At 54.0% G+C, this 17,759-nt stretch carries 17 protein-coding genes; 12 read left to right on the forward strand and 5 right to left on the reverse strand.

Going from position 1 to position 17,759, the window contains the following annotated elements:
• Window positions 1-64 precede the first annotated feature (64 nt).
• The 3 genes from ACFQ14_RS09520 (at window position 65) to ACFQ14_RS09530 (ending at window position 3,001) form a co-directional block, all read left to right on the forward strand.
• A complete protein-coding gene (locus ACFQ14_RS09520) occupies window positions 65-1,135 on the forward strand; it encodes a TRAP transporter substrate-binding protein (protein WP_377212501.1) in 1,071 nt (356 codons plus the stop codon).
• Window positions 1,136-1,328: 193 nt separating this feature from the next.
• Entirely contained in the window at window positions 1,329-1,940 is a 612-nt protein-coding gene (locus ACFQ14_RS09525; protein WP_377212502.1) for a LemA family protein, read from the forward strand.
• On the forward strand, window positions 1,937-3,001 hold the full coding sequence (locus tag ACFQ14_RS09530) for a DUF3137 domain-containing protein (RefSeq protein ID WP_377212503.1): 1,065 nt from the start codon (window positions 1,937-1,939) through the stop codon (window positions 2,999-3,001). Before ACFQ14_RS09525 ends, ACFQ14_RS09530 begins: the two co-directional genes overlap by 4 nt.
• Window positions 3,002-3,028: 27 nt before the next feature.
• Here the strand turns inward: ACFQ14_RS09530 and ACFQ14_RS09535 are convergent, their stop codons facing one another.
• On the reverse strand, window positions 3,029-3,454 hold the full coding sequence (locus ACFQ14_RS09535; protein ID WP_377212504.1) for a VOC family protein: 426 nt from the start codon (window positions 3,452-3,454) through the stop codon (window positions 3,029-3,031).
• 39 nt (window positions 3,455-3,493) lie between these two features.
• Window positions 3,494-3,967: a tetratricopeptide repeat protein gene (locus ACFQ14_RS09540; RefSeq protein WP_377212505.1), complete on the reverse strand. Its 474-nt coding sequence runs from the start codon at window positions 3,965-3,967 to the stop codon at window positions 3,494-3,496.
• Here ACFQ14_RS09540 and ACFQ14_RS09545 point away from each other — a divergent pair.
• The gene (locus ACFQ14_RS09545; protein WP_377212506.1) at window positions 3,959-5,287 is read left to right on the forward strand and encodes a cytochrome-c peroxidase; all 1,329 of its coding nucleotides are present in this window, start codon (window positions 3,959-3,961) and stop codon (window positions 5,285-5,287) included. The two genes, ACFQ14_RS09540 and ACFQ14_RS09545, sit on opposite strands and share 9 nt — an antisense overlap.
• On the opposite strand, the gene ACFQ14_RS09550 is transcribed toward ACFQ14_RS09545, so the two are convergent.
• The 3 genes from ACFQ14_RS09550 to ACFQ14_RS09560 all read right to left on the reverse strand — a co-directional run bounded on the left by ACFQ14_RS09550 (window position 5,284) and on the right by ACFQ14_RS09560 (window position 8,447).
• Entirely contained in the window at window positions 5,284-6,669 is a 1,386-nt protein-coding gene (locus ACFQ14_RS09550; protein WP_377212507.1) for a short-chain fatty acyl-CoA regulator family protein, read from the reverse strand. The genes ACFQ14_RS09545 and ACFQ14_RS09550 overlap by 4 nt on opposite strands.
• Window positions 6,670-6,754: 85 nt before the next feature.
• Entirely contained in the window at window positions 6,755-7,198 is a 444-nt protein-coding gene (locus ACFQ14_RS09555) for a hypothetical protein (protein ID WP_377212508.1), read from the reverse strand.
• Window positions 7,199-7,241: 43 nt separating this feature from the next.
• Window positions 7,242-8,447 carry an aminotransferase class V-fold PLP-dependent enzyme gene (locus ACFQ14_RS09560; RefSeq protein WP_377212509.1) on the reverse strand — a complete coding sequence of 402 codons (1,206 nt, stop codon included), beginning with the start codon at window positions 8,445-8,447 and terminating at the stop codon, window positions 7,242-7,244.
• A gap of 213 nt (window positions 8,448-8,660) precedes the next feature.
• On the opposite strand from ACFQ14_RS09560, the gene ACFQ14_RS09565 reads away from it, so the two are divergent.
• The 8 genes from ACFQ14_RS09565 to ACFQ14_RS09600 all read left to right on the forward strand — a co-directional run bounded on the left by ACFQ14_RS09565 (window position 8,661) and on the right by ACFQ14_RS09600 (window position 17,663).
• Window positions 8,661-9,971: a glycerate kinase type-2 family protein gene (locus tag ACFQ14_RS09565; protein WP_377212510.1), complete on the forward strand. Its 1,311-nt coding sequence runs from the start codon at window positions 8,661-8,663 to the stop codon at window positions 9,969-9,971.
• Window positions 9,972-9,989: 18 nt separating this feature from the next.
• The gene (locus ACFQ14_RS09570; protein ID WP_377212511.1) at window positions 9,990-11,675 is read left to right on the forward strand and encodes a sulfatase-like hydrolase/transferase; all 1,686 of its coding nucleotides are present in this window, start codon (window positions 9,990-9,992) and stop codon (window positions 11,673-11,675) included.
• A 3-nt stretch (window positions 11,676-11,678) separates the two neighbouring features.
• A complete protein-coding gene (locus ACFQ14_RS09575; protein WP_377212512.1) occupies window positions 11,679-12,473 on the forward strand; it encodes a phosphatase PAP2 family protein in 795 nt (264 codons plus the stop codon).
• 74 nt (window positions 12,474-12,547) lie between these two features.
• Window positions 12,548-13,792, forward strand: a complete 1,245-nt coding sequence (locus ACFQ14_RS09580) for an argininosuccinate synthase (protein WP_377212513.1) — start codon at window positions 12,548-12,550, stop codon at window positions 13,790-13,792.
• A gap of 85 nt (window positions 13,793-13,877) precedes the next feature.
• Window positions 13,878-15,185 carry a TAXI family TRAP transporter solute-binding subunit gene (locus ACFQ14_RS09585; protein ID WP_377212514.1) on the forward strand — a complete coding sequence of 436 codons (1,308 nt, stop codon included), beginning with the start codon at window positions 13,878-13,880 and terminating at the stop codon, window positions 15,183-15,185.
• Between the two features lie 24 nt (window positions 15,186-15,209).
• Complete coding sequence (locus ACFQ14_RS09590) at window positions 15,210-16,187, forward strand: tyrosine recombinase XerC (protein WP_377212515.1); 978 nt, start codon at window positions 15,210-15,212, stop codon at window positions 16,185-16,187.
• A gap of 9 nt (window positions 16,188-16,196) precedes the next feature.
• Entirely contained in the window at window positions 16,197-17,264 is a 1,068-nt protein-coding gene (locus ACFQ14_RS09595) for a TraB/GumN family protein (protein WP_377212516.1), read from the forward strand.
• Window positions 17,265-17,381: 117 nt separating this feature from the next.
• Window positions 17,382-17,663: a hypothetical protein gene (locus ACFQ14_RS09600; RefSeq protein ID WP_377212517.1), complete on the forward strand. Its 282-nt coding sequence runs from the start codon at window positions 17,382-17,384 to the stop codon at window positions 17,661-17,663.
• Window positions 17,664-17,759 lie beyond the last annotated feature (96 nt).

Consider the following 17,759-nt stretch of genomic DNA (forward strand, 5'->3'; position numbering starts at 1 on the left):
GCAAGCGGCAGTGTTACGATTTCAAACAAGGGCCATAAAAGCCCGCAACAGGAGGAGACTTTCCATGAATTCCATAACTAAAAAGCTCGGCATAGCCGCGCTGACGGCTACCCTATCACTGGGCGGCGCTATGGCCGCTTTTGCAGCCGATTTCACCCTGCGCGCCACCGCGAATTCCAACGAGAACGACGAAGATTATGATGGTCTGGTCGTGTTCAAGAACTACGTCGAAGCGGCCTCCAATGGCAAAATCGCGGTAGAGCTTTTCATCGGCACGCAGCTTTGCTCCAAAGGCGCTGAGTGTCTGCAAGGCGTCGCTGACGGTTCCATCGACATCTACATCTCCACATCCGGCGGTGCAGCAGGCGCGTTTCCTTACGTGCAGGTTCTCGATCTGCCCTACCTGATGGCGAACGACCGCATCGCGGAAAAGGTTCTCACCGACACGGACTTCACCCGCACAGTCCGCGACATGGCGCTGAAGGATTCAGGCGATAAAATCCGCCTGATGACGATTGGCAACACGGGCGGCTGGCGCAACTTTGCCAACACCAAACGCCGCGTCGCCATGCCAAAAGACATGGAAGGCCTGAAAATCCGCACCGTCGTTGCAGACCTCCCGCAAGAGCTGGTCAAAGCGCTGGGCGCTTCGCCAACACCGATCCCGTGGCCGGAACTCTTCACCTCGTTCCAGACGGGCGTTGTTGAAGGCTCCAAAAACGGCATCACCGATATTATGGGCATGAAATTCCCCGATGCAGGGCTGAAATACGTGACCCTCGATGGCCACGCCTATATGGGCGCGCTGTGGTGGATGAACAACGACAAGTTCAAAGCCATGCCGGAAGACATGCGCCAAGTGGTTGTTGACGGGTTCGCGGCACTTCAGCAGGCAACCTTCGCCTCGCCCAAGCGCAAGTCGATCAAGGCCTACGAAGAATTCGTTGCCGGTGGCGGCGATCTCTACGTGCCAACGCCTGCTGAAAAAGCAGCCTTCAAAGAAGCCGCAGCACCGGTGTTTGACTGGTTCAAAGCCAACGTTAAAGGCGGCGGCGAAGTCTTCGATGCCCTGTCGGCTGCTGTGACCGAGGCAGAAGCCGAAATCAAAGAAGCGAACATGAAAGACCTGAACTAAGCCGTTCAACTTTCCTTACGCTCTTCCAAAGCCCCGCCGAAAGGTGGGGCTTTTTTGTTGTAGTAGATAACTACACACAGACGCTTCACCATTTTTTAACGGCGTTTTTCATCCCCTCAGTTCTTTTTCAAAGTCTTTAACCCATCACCCCCACTATCAGCGACAACAAAGACCGTAACTTTTGGGGATGTTCATGTTTGTTGAGAGCTTCTATCGCGTTTGGGACGTTATCGCGTTTGGCGTTTTGGGATTGCTGCCCGTTGTTTTGGCAGTCTGGTACGTTCAGATCATCATGCGCCGCAACAAAGTACGGGAGGCACTTGGCTCCATAGACGCACATTTGAAGCAGCGGCTGGACCTCATCCCCAACATGCTGCGCATGGCCCAAAAGTTCATGACCCATGAACGCAGCTTGCTTGAAGACATCACACAATTGCGCACCCGTGTTGCAGAGCTTGCTCAAGCACCTGACCCGCAGACATCAGGTGCACGGCTCTCCATAGAGGATATGATTTCCTCCAAGATGGGCCAGCTCATGGTGCAGGTGGAAAACTATCCTGATCTGAAATCGGATCAAACGATGGTGCAAGCCATGCAAACGTTCAACGAGGTTGAAGCGCGCATCGCTGCCAGCCGCCGCTTCTTCAACTCCGCTGTGACAGCACTCAACAATGCCGTCGAAATTTTCCCTGGCAGCTTGATCGCAAAACTGGCTGGCGTTTCTGCAGTGCCTCATTTCGCAGCTGAAGAAGAGGCACGCAAAGCAATAAACGCCGATGACTTCCTCACGGAGCCGGCGCGGTGAACACGTTCGTTGGATCAACTTTCGTCCAATCCAACCGCCCATTCGGGGAACGGCTTAAACCCGTTCACGCAGATTTATATTGGAACGACGATGAGGAATTGAATTTGTATTTCGAAACCGAAATACAACCCTATGCAGAGGAATTTGAGGAACGTCGGCAGGAAGCCGTAAAGGAGACGATGGTCACCGCGGCAACCATCATCCCGGCGGCAATTGTCTTGGTGGCACTGGCGACTTGGGCAGCCATGTCTTTCAACTCGACATCGAACGTTGGTGGTTTTGCGCTGTTCAATGACGCTGCCAACCCCATCGTATTTCTTTGTTTTCTTGTTGGCACCGGATGTTGGTATCTGATTTCGCGGCCCCTCAAACTGTTTCGATCTTCAGTGAAAGCCGAAGTCTTCCCGAAGATTTTTGAATTCTTTGGCGATCGCTTCTCGTATTCTGAAAAAAGCCCGATAAGCATTGAGAGCTTGGAACGATCCAGAATTATTCCCGGTCACGACAAGGCCGAGTTGGAAGATTATGTCAAAGGCGAATACGAAGACATTGACATTGAGCTTGTGGAAGCCCGGTTAGTAAAAATCAGCAAAGGCAAACACAGAAACGAAACCGTCAAGTTCAACGGCATCTGCATCCTGCTAAGTATGCCCAAAAACTTCACCAGCAACACGGTCGTCAGACGCGATGGCGGCAAAGTGAAAAACTGGTTCAAGAGCAGCTTCACCACGCTTGAGCGGGTGGAACTGGAAGATCCTGTTTTCGAGAAAGAGTTTGAAGTCCTTTCAGATGATCAGGTGGAAGCGCGTTACCTACTCTCCAGCACATTCATGGAGCGGCTCTTGAAACTCCAGCATCATTACGGAGGCACGTCGCTTGAAGCGAGCTTCTACAACAACAAACTGCTGTTGATGATCCCCTGCGCGCACAACCACTTTGAGGTGGCTTCGGTTTGGGAGGAGAAAAACTTTGTCGAAGAGACGCGAACCATTGTTCAGGAAATGCGCGGCATTTTCGATATTATTGATATCCTGAAGCTCAATGAGCGAACCGGGCTTTAGCGTGAAAGCAGACAGTGGTGTTACGATTCACCCATCACCAACCTGATGCACTTCGATGATCGTGCCCTCTGGGTCATAAAAGAAAATCTGCTGCCAACCCGCTACTGCGACATTGCCCCAATCCGCATAAGGCACACCCTGCGCGTCTAAATGGGCTTTGAAAGCGGCAATGTCGTCGGTCCGGTAGGCGATGTGCCCACGCTCAAGAGGATTGACCAGTTTTCCGGTTTTGAAGCTGCTCAGCACATCTTTTTGCGAGAGGTGCATCTGAATGTCCCCATCGGTGACAAAAGCAACCTTGCCAACGACTTCATTATCGCTGGCAATAGGCGGCAGTTCCGCCGGGTCTTCGTCGCCCAGCCCCAACACTTCACGGTAAAAGCGATCCATCTCCGGAACATTTGTGCTAGCGATGTTAACGTGATGAAGTTTCAGCTTGGGCAGTTTGGTCATGATCCAGTCTCACGAAATCAAAGTCGCCACAGCCTAGCCCTAACGAAACGGATAGAGCCAGACCCGATAATCGTCGATCAGGATATCGCCTTGGGCAATCTGTTCCGGCGTCATTTTCTTGACGACCTCTTCTTGGCTGATAGCCGCATCCGGATCGCCGCCAATAGCACTGAGCACGTACCAGACATAGGCCCGCACCAGATCAGGTGATTCCATGCCGCGGCCAATTTCGTAGTACCAACCAACACCCGATTGTGCGCCCGGGTGCCCTTTCATGGACGAGCGCAAATACCACTCAAACGCGCGACGGTCATCGCGCTCTACACCCAGACCCATTGCGTACATCACACCGATCAACTCTTCCGCATCCGCGTTGCCAGAGCGGGCAGCAGGCAACAACTCTTTCATCGCTTCACTAAATTTGCCCTTGTCCATAAGGTCACGAGCGGCTTCAATTTCCGCACGGGCTGGAACAGCGAAAAAGAGGCACAGGGCAAAAACGATATGGCGCATGGCAGGCTGATACTCGCGCTGATACTGGGCTTGGCTTTTGTGCTGTCCGCACGGGCGAGCGATCTTCCGCGACCACTCACCAAGGATGATTTCATCGCGTTTGACACAAGGCAAGCACGTATCGGTCAGCTTTTGTTTTACGACAAAATTCTGTCCGGCAATCGCAACATTTCTTGCGGCACCTGCCATCACCACAAGCACGGCGGCACAGACGGCCTCTCACTGGGTATCGGAGAAGGCGGCGAGGGGGTTGGCCCCAAACGCACCGCAGGCAAAGGTGAAAATCGCATTCGCAAACGTATACCCCGCAACGCGCCCGCTCTGTGGAACCTCGGTGCAAAAGAAATCCGCGTTCTATTCCACGATGGTCGATTGGAAGAATCCGACCTCTACGAAAACGGCTTCAATTCTCCCGCCGAAGAATGGTTGCCCAAGGGCCTCTCCAGCCTGCTCGCAGCGCAAGCGCTTTTGCCGATGACCGCGCAGTTTGAAATGGCGGGGAACCCAAAAGAAAATCAGGTCGCCGGCGCTGCGCATGATCGCATTGACCGTGTTTGGCCAATCGTTGCCAAACGCGTACGAACCATACCCGCCTATGGCATAATGTTTGTTACTGCCTTCGACCATATCGAATCGCCAGAACAAATTTCCGAAATCGATATAGCGGAGGCGCTTGCCGCCTTCATCGGCACGGAATGGCAGAGCTACGATAGCCCCTTTGACGATTACCTCAAAGGCAATCCGAACGCCCTTACCCCCATCCAAAAACGCGGCATGAATATCTTCTATGGCGATGGAAATTGCGTAGCCTGCCATTCCGGCCCTCTGTTCACAGACCAAAATTTCCATGCGCTTGCATTACCAGCCTTTGGCCCCGGCAGAACCCGGCTCTTCGATCCAGCAGCCCGTGACGTTGGACGAATGGGCGAAAGTGACCGTCTGGAAGACGCCTACCGCTTCCGAACACCATCCTTGCGCAATGTCACACTAACGGCCCCCTACGGTCACAATGGCGCCTATCCGACACTGCGCGGTATAGTCCAGCATCATCTTGATCCACTGAACGCTCTCGACCGCTGGACACGCGATCTGGCCAATCTACCAACCGCACCTTGGTTGGCTGAAATAGACTTCGTCATTACCAAAGACAAACGCGAGATGGCACGCCAACGCGCAAAGATCGACATTGAGCCTCGTAACTTGCGCGATGATCAAATTGAAGACCTCTTGGCCTTTCTCAGAGCGCTGGAAGGGAAGAGTGCCCAAAGCCTGCCACTCGGACGGCCAGAATCGGTCCCAAGCAGCCTGCCTGTTGATTAGTCGGCTGAGAGTTTCAGATCAGCATAAAACGGGTCATGTGCCCGTTGGGCGCAGTCCATGCGTGGGCAACGTCGGCAATTCACGCCAATGGGCGTGATCATGCGCGGCGCATTCGTGTCCACCCCCTGCCCATAAACCGTCTCTTGCGCGTATTCGACAGGACAACCGAGCGAAACCGCAAGCCGCTTATCTTCCATTGAATACCGCACTGCCGGACGATCCACTGTACGGTTTACGGTAAGATAACGGCTGTGATCAGGCATCTCGACCACTTGGGTCAAAATCCGACTTGGCACACGGAAACAATAATGCACATCCATACGCGGGCACGCCCCGCCGTAACGGGCAAGTTCAATCGGCGTAACGTTGAACCGTTTGGAGACGTTGCCACCCCTATCAATGCGCAAAAAGAAAAACGGAATTCCCCGTTTACCCGGCTGTTGCAGCGTGGTGAGGCGATGGCACACCATTTCATACGAAACAGAAAACCGTGTGGTGAGCAAATCGATATCGTATTTCGCCTGCACCGCCTGAGCATGAAATGCATCATACGGCATGATGAGAGCTGCAGCGAAATAATTGGCAAGTTCCTGCCGCAGTCGCGCAACCGCCCCGTCATTTTCACGCATTGCTTCGGGCAATTGAGCATCGAGCAGATCTGTAAATCCAATCTGCGCGATCATGTGCGCCAGTTGGAAAACCTGGTTTTGATGATCAAGCGCATCCGACAAGACAATCTGCCGTGTTCCTGAATCAAACTGCGCAGCCGTGGTTCCCAAAACTTCGTTTTGTGCGTGCGCAATTCCGATGTTCAGCTTCTCGCTGAGATACGCCCGCAGGCTGGAATACATTTCCTGCCGGTCTTCGATTTCGTCCATCCCGCAGGACTGCGCAGCTTTTTCCAACTCAGAAAAGTGGTTGTTGTTGTTTCGAAAGAAGTCGTGAACGCCCTGCTCAATGGAAAGGCGATTGTCACCACCCGCACCTTGAGCATCGGAGATTTCCGCCAAACGCTCACCGTAGCTGCGATAGGTGTTGTAGATGTTCAACAGCCCGGTGACGAGATTGGGCGCATTATCCAACGCCGAGCGAAGCTCTTCGACATCGGGCTTGGCGTCGCCGAACACTGGATCGTTGGAAATGCGCCGAAGGTCAGACAGCAACATGCCATTATCGGTGTTTGCCAGCGCGCGCCAATCAATACCGAAATGGTCCGTTAAGCGAATGAGAAATTTGAACGAGGCGCTTCGCTGGTTATGCTCAACCAAGTTGATATAGCTGGCCGAGACCGTCAGCTGCTTTGCCAGCTCTGCCTGTGTTAGCCCTCGTGCCTGCCGCAATTCGCGCAGTTTCGGTCCAATAAAAATCTTTTCGCCAGCCATAACGAAAAGAGGCCCGCTTGCACGGGCCTCGTCAAGATACTTCCCTAAAGAAAAGTCATTTTTGTAACGGCGAGACTATTACAGCTTAACTGCCAAATGTACCAAAGCGCGAGGCAGCCCTTTGGGTCGCGGGAACCTGCACTGGCACATAATCGCTCTCGGTTTCCACGATGTAGAGTTCGCGGCTGCGGAACGGGATGTCCATTTGCCGGCAGAAGCGGGCCAGCGGTACCGCATGATCGGTCAAAACCAAAATTGTGCCCTGTTGGTCGGTGATGGCACGGTGCAATTCGTTTTCCTCGCGTGACGTGGGCTCATAAAGGTTCATCGGCATCTGTTGATAGGAGATGCGGAAATTGCGCAAGCGACGCAGCGTTACTTCCTCCACCGGATAAGCGGTCTTGTCTGTCGCACGGCGCATGTCGATTACAGCAGAAAATGTGAAATCCTCCTGATTGGTGATTTCAGAGATATCCAATGTGGAAGCGATGGTCACACCGAAAGTGTCTTTTGTCATCATAGCGGTCATTTTGCGTTTCCTTTCAAATAGCAGCCTTAGCAAAGGCGGGTTCTTATGCGGCGCGGCTGATCTGTTGCTCATCAGCGGATTGAATGAAGCAGGCTTGTGCCGCTGCAACGCCAGAGCCAAGCTCAATGTTGATGCCGCTGTCGCGCATCGCCATTTCCGATCCTGCAAGCGCCTGAAGCACCATGATTTCGTTGAGATTGCCCAGATGGCCGATGCGGAACACCTTGCCCGCAACCTTTGACAGGCCAGCACCGAGCGACAGATTGTAACGCTCATAGGCAGCCTTCAAAACCGCACCACTGTCCATGTGCTCGGGCACCACGATTGCAGAAACGGTGTCGGAATAGGTGGCCGGATCTTTCGCGCAAAGTTCCAGGCCCCAAGCGTGGACACCGGCGCGAACGGCGGTGGCAAGGCGATTGTGGCGCGCCACGATGTTGTCCAAACCCTCCTCAAACATCATTTTGAGCGATGCTTGCAAGCCGTGGAACAATTGCGTTGGCGGCGTGTAGGGAAAATGACCCGTGGCATTGTGCTTGAGCATGTCATCGAACGAGAAGAACGTGCGTGGCATCGTCGCCGTCACGCGCCGCTCCATCGCCTTTTGGCTCACGCCCATGATGGTCAAACCCGCAGGCAGCATGAAGCCCTTTTGTGAACCGCCAACGATGACATCCACGCCCCAATCATCCATCCGAAATTCGAGCGAACCAAGTGAACTGACCCCATCGACACAGAGCAAAGCGGGATGACCGAGATCATCAAGAATTGCGCGAATGGCAGCAATATCAGACGTCACACCCGTTGCTGTCTCGTTATGGCAAGCGAAAACGCCTTTGATCGTGTGAGCCTTATCCGCTTCCAAAATACGGCGATACTCGTCATGCGGGACACCCAAGCCCCATTCGACTGCACAGTGCTCGACTTCGAGACCGAAGCGTTCGCACATATCCACCCATAACATCGAAAACTGACCAAACGAGCTCATCAGAACGCGGTCGCCAGGCGAAAACAAGTTAGCGACCGTTGCCTCCCAACCACCTGTGCCGGATGCGGGAAACAGAAACACTTCAGCAGTTTGCGTGCGCAAAACCTTTTTCACACCTGCAAAAAGGGGAAAGGTCAGCTCACCAAAATCGCTCGCCCGCATGTCTTGCATCGGCACATTCAATGCTTGGCGCACTTTATCCGGCACATTGGTTGGGCCGGGAATGAAAAGGCCGTTATAGCCGCTTGTGTTGCGTGCCATGGTGAAAGTCTCCTGTAGCTTTTCGAAGACCTCTTTAGATCAGAGCGACAAATCCTCGGAACGAAATGATGTCAATCTGTGCACGCTGTAATTTACAAAAACTACTTTTGTAATTTTTGTAAATCCAATTCGGGTAATGTTTACAAATTGTATGTCGACTCGAAGTGACACCGCGGTTGCGCGAACGAAGGCCTTTCGCCTATTCACCGTTCCATGACCAAGCCTCTGAACCCGCCTTCTAACGAAACAGAAGCAACCGCTTTTCTGCGTGACTTGTTCGGCCACGCGGTAACCAGCGCCATGCCCCAAACGTGTCTGCCGAATTTCCTGCCACAGCCGCCAAAGGGCCGAACGCTCGCCGTAGCTATCGGCAAGGCAGCAGCGTCTATGGCGCGCAGTGTTGAACAACACTGGCCAGACAACGCACCACTCACAGGCATTGCTCTCACCCGCTATGGCCACGGCGAAAAATGCGAACGCATCGAAGTAATTGAGGCCGCTCACCCAGTGCCAGATGATCGTGGTTTTGAAGCGACCAAACAGATCATGACAAACGCGGGTTCACTGACTGAAAAAGACATGCTTTTGGTGCTCGTGTCGGGCGGTGGTTCCGCGTTGATGACCGCTCCAGCGCAAGGGATCAAACTTTCCGAAAAACAGGCCATTAATAAAGCCCTGTTGATGAGTGGCGCGCCGATTGGCGAGATGAACGTTGTGCGCAAACATCTTTCATCTGTGAAAGGCGGTCGACTTGCACAAGTTGCAGCACCAGCCCAAGTCGTCACACTCGCCATATCCGATGTGCCTCACGACGACCCATCCACCATCGCCTCCGGTCCAACCGTACCAGACGCTTCCACCTGTGATGATGCGCTTGCATTGATTGAACAATACGGCATTGAGGTTTCCCCCGCCGTGCGCGACCACCTTGAAAGCCCGCAAGCGGAAACACCAAAGCCGGGCGATCCAATTTTCGAGCGCACCAAGTTTCACATGATTTCACGCCCAAAGGATATGATCGAAACCATTGCCCGCCGATGCAGCCATGCTGGCATATCAGTGGAAAATCTTGGTGCTGACATTGAAGGCGAGGCCCATGACGTTGCGCGTATCCACGCTGATCTGGCACGGCTCAGCACAGCTCAGCTTATTCTGTCTGGCGGCGAAACAACCGTGACGGTAGCCAACAACGAAAAACCGGGCCGCGGAGGGCGCAATTGCGAATATCTGTTGGCGCTTGCCGTCGCGCTCAACGGCGAAAGCGGTGTCTGCGCCATCGCCGCCGATACAGACGGCATAGACGGCAGCGAAACCAATGCCGGCGCGGTGATCACACCTGATACGCTGATGCGCGCAAAAGCGCTGGGCCTCAATGCTCAAGACCACCTCGACCGCCATGACAGCTTCACATTTTTCGAGCGTCTCGGCGATCTCGTTACCACTGGCCCCACGCGCACCAACGTGAATGATTTCCGAGCTATCTGGACAGGGCGGAAGCCAAATGACACCGTGCGCGGTGGCTAAAACGGGCAGAGCAAATTCATGACGAAACGCAAGAACATCCTTTTCATCATGTTCGACCAATTGCGGCACGATTATCTCAGTTGCGGTGGCCACCCGCACCTGCACACACCGCATATGGATTCCATCGCGGAGAAGGGCGTGCGTTTCTCGCGCTGCTATGTGCAATCACCCATTTGCGGCTCTTCTCGGATGAGCTTCTACACCGGGCGCTACGCCTCCAGCCACGGTGCCCAATGGAACGGTTTTCCGCTAAAAGTCGGAGAACAAACCATAGGTGATCACCTGCGCAAACTCGGCATGTCTTCTTGGCTTGTTGGAAAAACCCATATGGCTGTTGATCACGAAGGCATGGAACGCTTGGGCATCACCCACGATAGCATCGTTGGCGCACGGGTTTCCGAATGTGGTTTCGACATCTACGCGCGTGACGATGGTCTTTGGGCGGAAGGTCCAGACGGCTTCTACGATCACCGCCGCTCACCCTATAATGAATACCTCAAATCCAAAGGCTACGAGGGCGAGAACCCTTGGCACGATTATGCCAATGCGGGCATCGATGAAGAAGGCAACATGGCCTCCGCATGGTTCACATCGCATTCCTCAAAGCCGGCCAACATTCACGAGCAAGACAGTGAAACACCTTGGCTCACCCGCGAAGTCATATCCTTTATCGAAAGCCGCAAGGGCAATGATGAACCTTGGATGTGCCACGCTTCCTACATCAAACCCCATTGGCCCTACATTGTCCCAGCGCCCTATCACGACATGTATGGCGGCAATCAGATTCAACCTGTAGTTCGCCATCCGGCGGAACGGGAAGACCCTCACCCGGTCTACGAGCAATTCATGAACAATGCCGTTGGCAAGGCGTTCTCGCGCGACGAGGTGCGCGAGGCCGTCATGCCTGCCTATATGGGCCTGATCAAACAGTGCGACGACCAAATGGGCGTGTTGTTCAAATACCTTGAAGACACCGATCAGATGAAAGACACGATGATCGTGCTCACGTCCGATCACGGCGACTATCTGGGCGACCATTGGTTGGGCGAAAAAAGTCTGTTCCACGAGCAAAGCGCCAAAGTCCCCATGATCATCTACGACCCATCGCCTGAAGCTGATGCGGCTCGCGGCACTGTGATCGACGAGCCAACAGAAGCAATCGACCTCGCTGCAACATTCGTGGAGTTCGCTGGCGGTAAAGTGCCCAATCATATCATTGAGGGGCGCTCTCTGATCCCGTTCTTGCGTGGCGAAAAGCCTGAAGAATGGCGCGACTATGCGATAAGCGAGTTCGACTATTCAGCCACGCCCATGGCGGTAAATCTTGGCTTAAAGCCAAAAGATGCACGCTTGTTCATGGTCACCGATAAGCGTTGGAAATTCATGCATGCGGAGGGCCAAAAAGATGGCGTGCCATTCCCGCCAATGCTGTTCGATCTGGAGAACGACCCTGACGAACTGCGCGACCTAGGTCGCTCTGACCAACACGACGATATTTTGGGACTCATGTATGAGCGCCTTGGAAAATGGGGCAGACGCAACGCGCAGCGCACCACAAAGTCTGATGATGATATTGATAACATGCGCGCAAAATCCCGGCGCAAGGGCATCGTGCTCGGCGTTCACACAGAAGACGAAGTCGATCCTGAAATTACGGTGAAGTTTCGCGGCCCAGCAAAGCCTCTTCCGGCAAACGACGGATAGAACGTGCCCGCTACAACACCAATGCCTCCGCTGACCCCCAGCCACCCACTAGCACGCACCTCAACGCTTGTGCTCGCAATCGTAGCGACGATCGCTGTGCTTTTCCTTTGGCGGTCAATTCAAGACATAGACATTGCGATCAGCCGGACGTTCTATCTTGAAGTTGCATGCAGCCAGTTAGCACCACAGGGCAAAACATGTGGTTATTTCCCGCTGATTGAAGACGCTTTCATGCGGCAGATCCGCATAATCGGATATGTTATCCCACTCGGATTGATGGTGATTATGCTTCTTTGGGGTCTTGGGAACCTTATAGCGGGATACAACCCAAACAGGCGCAACTGGCAGGCACCTTTGGCGGGCACGATTGCTGGGCTTTTGGGGCCTTTGATCATCGTCAATCTTGTGCTGAAAACATTCAAAGGCCGTGCTCGCCCCTATCAAGTTGACACATTCGGCGGTGATGCACAGTTCACGCTGCCCGGAACAATCACCGATCAGTGCGACTTCAACTGCTCATTTCCCTCCGGCGAAGCAGCGGCGGCCACCTGGATGCTGGTGCTGGTTCCCTTCCTGCCAGCCAGCTGGCGGCGCAATTCTCTCGCCATCATCCTATTCCTCATTATTGCCATCAGCTTCCTCAGAGTAGCCTTTGGCCGCCATTTCACATCAGACGTGACAATGGGTGTAATGCTGACGCTTGTTAGCATAGCTGCAAGTTTCTGGCTCGTTGCGCGTGTGCCATCCGGTTGGCACCGCATTCGTGGCACACGCGGCAAGAAGCTGGAAACTGCTTAATTCCAACGCTTGTGCGCAAAGCGATTCCGGCTAAAGTGCCGCAAAATTCGTCACCCTGAAAATCGGCAACCCTCATGTCCAAAATCAAAAAAGGCGACATCAAAAAAGTCGTCCTCGCTTATTCCGGCGGACTCGATACGTCCATTATCCTCAAGTGGCTGCAAACCGAATACGGCGCAGAAGTGGTCACATTCACCGCCGATCTTGGACAGTCCACCATCGAAGGCGGCGCAGAACTGGAAGAAGCCAAGCGCAAAGCAGAAAATCTGGGCATCAAAGAAATCTACATCGAGGATGTGCGTGACGAATTCATCCGCGATTTCGTCTTTCCGATGTTTCGTGCCAATGCCGTTTATGAAGGCGTCTATCTGCTGGGAACGTCAATCGCCCGCCCACTGATTTCCAAGCGCCTCATCGAGATCGCAGAAGAAACCGGAGCGGACGCCATCGCGCACGGCGCAACAGGAAAAGGCAACGACCAAGTCCGCTTCGAACTGGCAGCATATGCGCTAAACCCGGACATCAAAGTCATCGCCCCTTGGCGCGAATGGGAGTTCAAATCCCGCACAGATCTTATGAATTTTGCTGAAACACACCAAATTCAAATCGCCAAAGACAAGCGCAACGAAGCCCCCTTTTCAGTGGATGCCAATCTCTTGCACTCTTCATCAGAAGGCAAAGTGCTGGAAGATCCGGCAGTCGAGGCCCCTGAATATGTCTACATGCGCACCATTGATCCCCAGGACGCGCCAGACGAGCCAACGATGGTCAAAATCGGTTTTGAGGGCGGCGACCCTGTTTCCATCGACGGCAAGAAGATGGGACCTGCTGATCTGTTTGGAAAACTCAATCAGCTTGGCCACGACAACGGCATTGGCCGCCTTGATCTGGTTGAAAACCGTTTCGTCGGCATGAAGTCGCGGGGCGTCTACGAAACGCCGGGCGGCACCATTTTGCTCACAGCGCACAGAGCAATCGAATCCATCACGCTCGACCGTGGCGCGGGCCACCTTAAGGACGAACTGATGCCGCGCTATGCAGAACTCATTTACAACGGCTTCTGGTTCTCGCCAGAGCGCGACATGCTGCAAGCGGCAATTGATGCCAGCCAGACCCATGTGGAAGGCGAGGTTACGTTGAAGCTCTACAAGGGCAACGTCATCGTGGTTGCTCGCGACAGCGCAAAGTCGCTCTACTCGGAAGCTCTGGTGACATTCGAAGACGATGCTGGAGCATACGACCAAGAAGACGCCCACGGCTTCATTCAGTTGAACGCGCTACGCCTTCGCACGCTGGCTGCAAGAAACCGCAAAAGCTAATTCTGCGCTGCGAGGCACTTTGGCAGTATCGCTCCTAAGTCTCTTCTCTTAAAAGGGCGTTGAGAGCGATGGGCAGGACATTGAGATGCGCTGGATATACGGACTATTTTTCGCATTGATCTTGGCGGTCGGCGCTGGAGGTGTTTGGTTTATCTATGGCAAGCCCCAAGAGCCGAAAATCCTGACCGTCTATGCTGGCCCACGCGATGGCGACGCCTTCACTCTGATGCGTGAAATTTCGCAAGTCGTGCTGCGCCATTCCGATACTCTGCGGCTGCGTGTGCGGCCCAGCCTAAACTCTTCAGTCAATATCCGTCGCCTAAGGGCGGGGGAGGCTGAACTGGCAACCGTGGAATCCAACACCCCGGCCTATTCCGATATCCAATTGGTAGCAGATCTGTTCTCAGATTACTTCATCCTGATTGCGCATGCAGACAAGCCTATTTACCGCATGCAGGATTTGCCAAACCATCGCATCACGATTCCCGAAGACGGCTCATCAGGGAGTAGGTCTTTTTGGTCTGTGGTAGATCACTATTCCGTGGCGCCAGAAAGTTTCCGCTCTTTGTCGGTTTCCGGTGAATTGGGCAAAGAGCAATTCATGCAACGCAAGAGCGATGCAATTTTTCTGGTCAATTCCCTGCGCGACCCGTCCTTCCTGTCATTTCTTGAAGAAGCCCGTTTGCGCGGCATCGATATGCGTTTCATTGCCATCGACCAAGCTCAAGCGATGTCGCTAAAGCGCCCGTTTATCCAAGCATCAAAAATTGTGCGAGGAGCGTTCGACGGCTCTGGACCCTTGCCTGTAAAAGACATCGAAACCGCAACACTTCAGCGCCTGTTAGTCGCGCGTGACGATGCGGACGAAGATGCAGTAAACGAATTGGTCAACATCATCTTCGAGAAGCGCCTTGATCTGCTGATACGAATGCCACTGTCCGCAAACATCGCAGGACCCAACGTCAATCAAGGCGCAAGCCTGCCCTTCCATCCCGGAGCAGCACGGTATTACGACCGCGACAAACCTTCCTTCCTTCAGGAGAACGCAGAACCGCTGGCTTTGATCATTACTATTTTGGCTATGATCGGCTCTGCCCTGCTCGCCCTGCGCCGTTCGCTTTCGGCAAAGGCGAAAAACAAAGCGGACGTCTACAACGTGCGCTTGTTGGAAATTTCTCGCCACGCCCGCGAGAGCAAAGACATGGCTGAGCTCATGGCTCTGCAAGAAGAACTATCAACCGTTCTTGAAACCGTGGTGAAAGCGCTCGATTCCGACCAAGTGACAGAAGAAGGCTTCCAATCCTTCGCATTCTTATGGAATTCCGTGCGCGACGTGGTGAACGAACGCCGCCAAGAAATCAGTGCGCAAGCCGGCGTTTTAAGCCAATCCTAACCTCCCTGCCGCACATTTGCGGCTATGGTCGAAGCTACGCAAAAGTCTGAAATTCTTATACCCGCCGCGCCGGATTTGATGGTAGCGCGCGCCCAGTGGCTCACTCACTTGCGCGATGAAAAACGCATGGCCGACAAAACGATTGAAGCTTACGAACGCGATCTCCGCCAGTTCTGCCTGCATCTAACAGATTATCTGGGCGAGCCACCGCGCAAACGCGATTTCGCAGATCTAAAGCCAATGGTGCTGCGCGGCTTCCTCGCCAAGCGCCGCGATCACGGCGCGGGCGCGAGAACCTTGGCACGCGGCCTTGCCGGTATACGCTCGTTCGTACGCTGGCTGGAGCAACGCGGCGAAGCATCATCAGCGGGCCTCGTGGCAATGCGCGCTCCAAAGCAACCGACCACACTGCCACGACCATTGACAGCAGATGACGCCGTCAAGCTCACCCAAGCCGCCGAGCATCTAGACGGCGAGCCGTGGATTGCGAGCCGCGATGCCGCACTCATGGCGCTGCTTTATGGTTGCGGCCTGCGCATTTCTGAAGGATTGAACCTCACGCTGGCTGATTTTGGTCTCGCTGATAACGCCAAGCCAGCCATCAAAACGCAGACACTGCGTATTACCGGCAAGGGTGAAAAAACCCGCATGGTGCCAGTTCTTCCAGTCATTGCCCGCACCATCGAATCCTACCTACACCAATGCCCCTATACGCTCGGGCCAGATGATCCCGTCTTTCGTGGTGCGAAAGGTGGGCCAGTGAGCCCAACCATCATCCAGCGAAACATGGCACGAATGCGTGGCGCGCTTGGTCTGCCAGAAAACGCCACTCCCCATGCCATGCGCCATTCATTTGCCACGCATTTGTTGGGCAATGGCGGTGATTTGCGCACGATTCAGGAATTGCTTGGCCATGCCAGCCTCTCCACCACCCAGCGCTATACGCAAGTCGATACTGATGCGCTTTTGAAAACATGGGCCAATGCCCATCCACGAGCTTAGGAGCACCAAATGCCCCCCGTGAAACCGCGTTTCTGGCGTCGCCGCAGCTTCGCCGTGCTCTCCGTGATTGCACTCGCGATATCAGCTGCCCTTTCCGGTTTGATGTCTGCGGGCAAAGTCAGCGCCGCGGATATGGTCTGCAACGGCACAAACGTTATGGACAAGCTCGCCAAAAACAGCCCAGAGATCGCCAAAAAGGTTGAGGCTGCTGCAGATACTCTGCCTAACGGCAAAGGGCTGCTGTGGAAGATCGAGAAGCAAGGTGCACGACCCAGCTACCTCTTCGGAACAATGCACATGAGCGACCCCCGTTTGCTTGATCTCACACCAAAAGTCTCCGCAGCCTTAAATTCATCGTCCATCGTGGCGCTGGAAGTGACTGACGTGCTCGATCCTGAAAAGATGAAGCAGAAGGCGACCGCTATGCTGCAATATACCAGCTACACCGATGGCAGCGACGTGACCTCACGATTGTCAGAAGCTGATGCCAAACTTGTAGGCGATCTTGTTTCCAAGCGTGGCAGCATTCCGTGGTTTCTCGCAAAACGCCTGAAACCGTGGGCTTTGATGGGCGCTATTGCCACTCCAGCCTGCGAAAATGCCCGCAAGGCCGCTGGAAAGCCATTCCTCGATCAAAAACTCGCACAAATCGCCGATGAACAGGGCAAAGAGCTTGTGTCTTTGGAAACGGTTGAAAGCCAGATCAGAGCCCTGTCCAGCCTGCCCGAACCGCTGATGCTGACCGCACTGACCGAAACCGCCAAGCTCGGCGACCGAATGGACGATATTTTCGAGACCATGATCCAACTCTACGAACGCGAAGAGACGGGCACTGTTTGGGCCATGATGCGCCATCTCAGCCCAGAGGGTGTGAAAAGCCAGGTGCAGACCTCCGACTATGCAGCCTTTCAGCGCGAAATCGTCGATAAGCGAAACATCATCATGGCAGAAGGCACCGAAAAGCTTATCAAAGCGGGTGGTGGCGCATTCATTGCAGTGGGCGCTCTGCACTTGCCAGGCGAAAACGGCCTAGTCTCCATTCTGGCACAGCGCGGATACAAGGTTACCCGACAATAGCCAGAAATTAACCTCATCCCACATCGGTTGTCCCGAAACGGCACAGTTTAGACCCAAATAAGTGGCATAGCGTTTGCAATATCCCCAGCAGAACCATCTGCAAAGGGAATTGAAACCATGCGCACTCTTATCGTCCTCGCCCTCACCACCGCCACGCTTTCCACAGCGCTCGCCAGCAATTTTACACTCTACCCCGGCTTTCGTGACCGCGATGCCCTCGTAGAAGCGGCGACAGACAAAGGCCTCATCGTTGAGGTTATCCTGCGCTGCGAGCGCACCAAATCCGGTAAAATCAAGAGCGGCATTATGGTCTACTCGAAGGTCGAAGACCTGTATTGCTCCTCAAAAAACCGTTGCTTCCGCGATGCAGAGAAAGCGTTTGACGACACGTGCTACTGATTTGAACGTCTGTCCCAATCGGGATATTTGGCCGCATGATCGCTTCACACTCTTGGCGAACGCAAATCTTGTGCTACGCTTTGTAGGTTAGAAACC

The sequence above is a fragment of the Pseudahrensia aquimaris genome, from assembly GCF_042676045.1.
GTDB classification, from domain to species: Bacteria; Pseudomonadota; Alphaproteobacteria; order Rhizobiales; family Rhizobiaceae; genus Pseudahrensia; species Pseudahrensia aquimaris.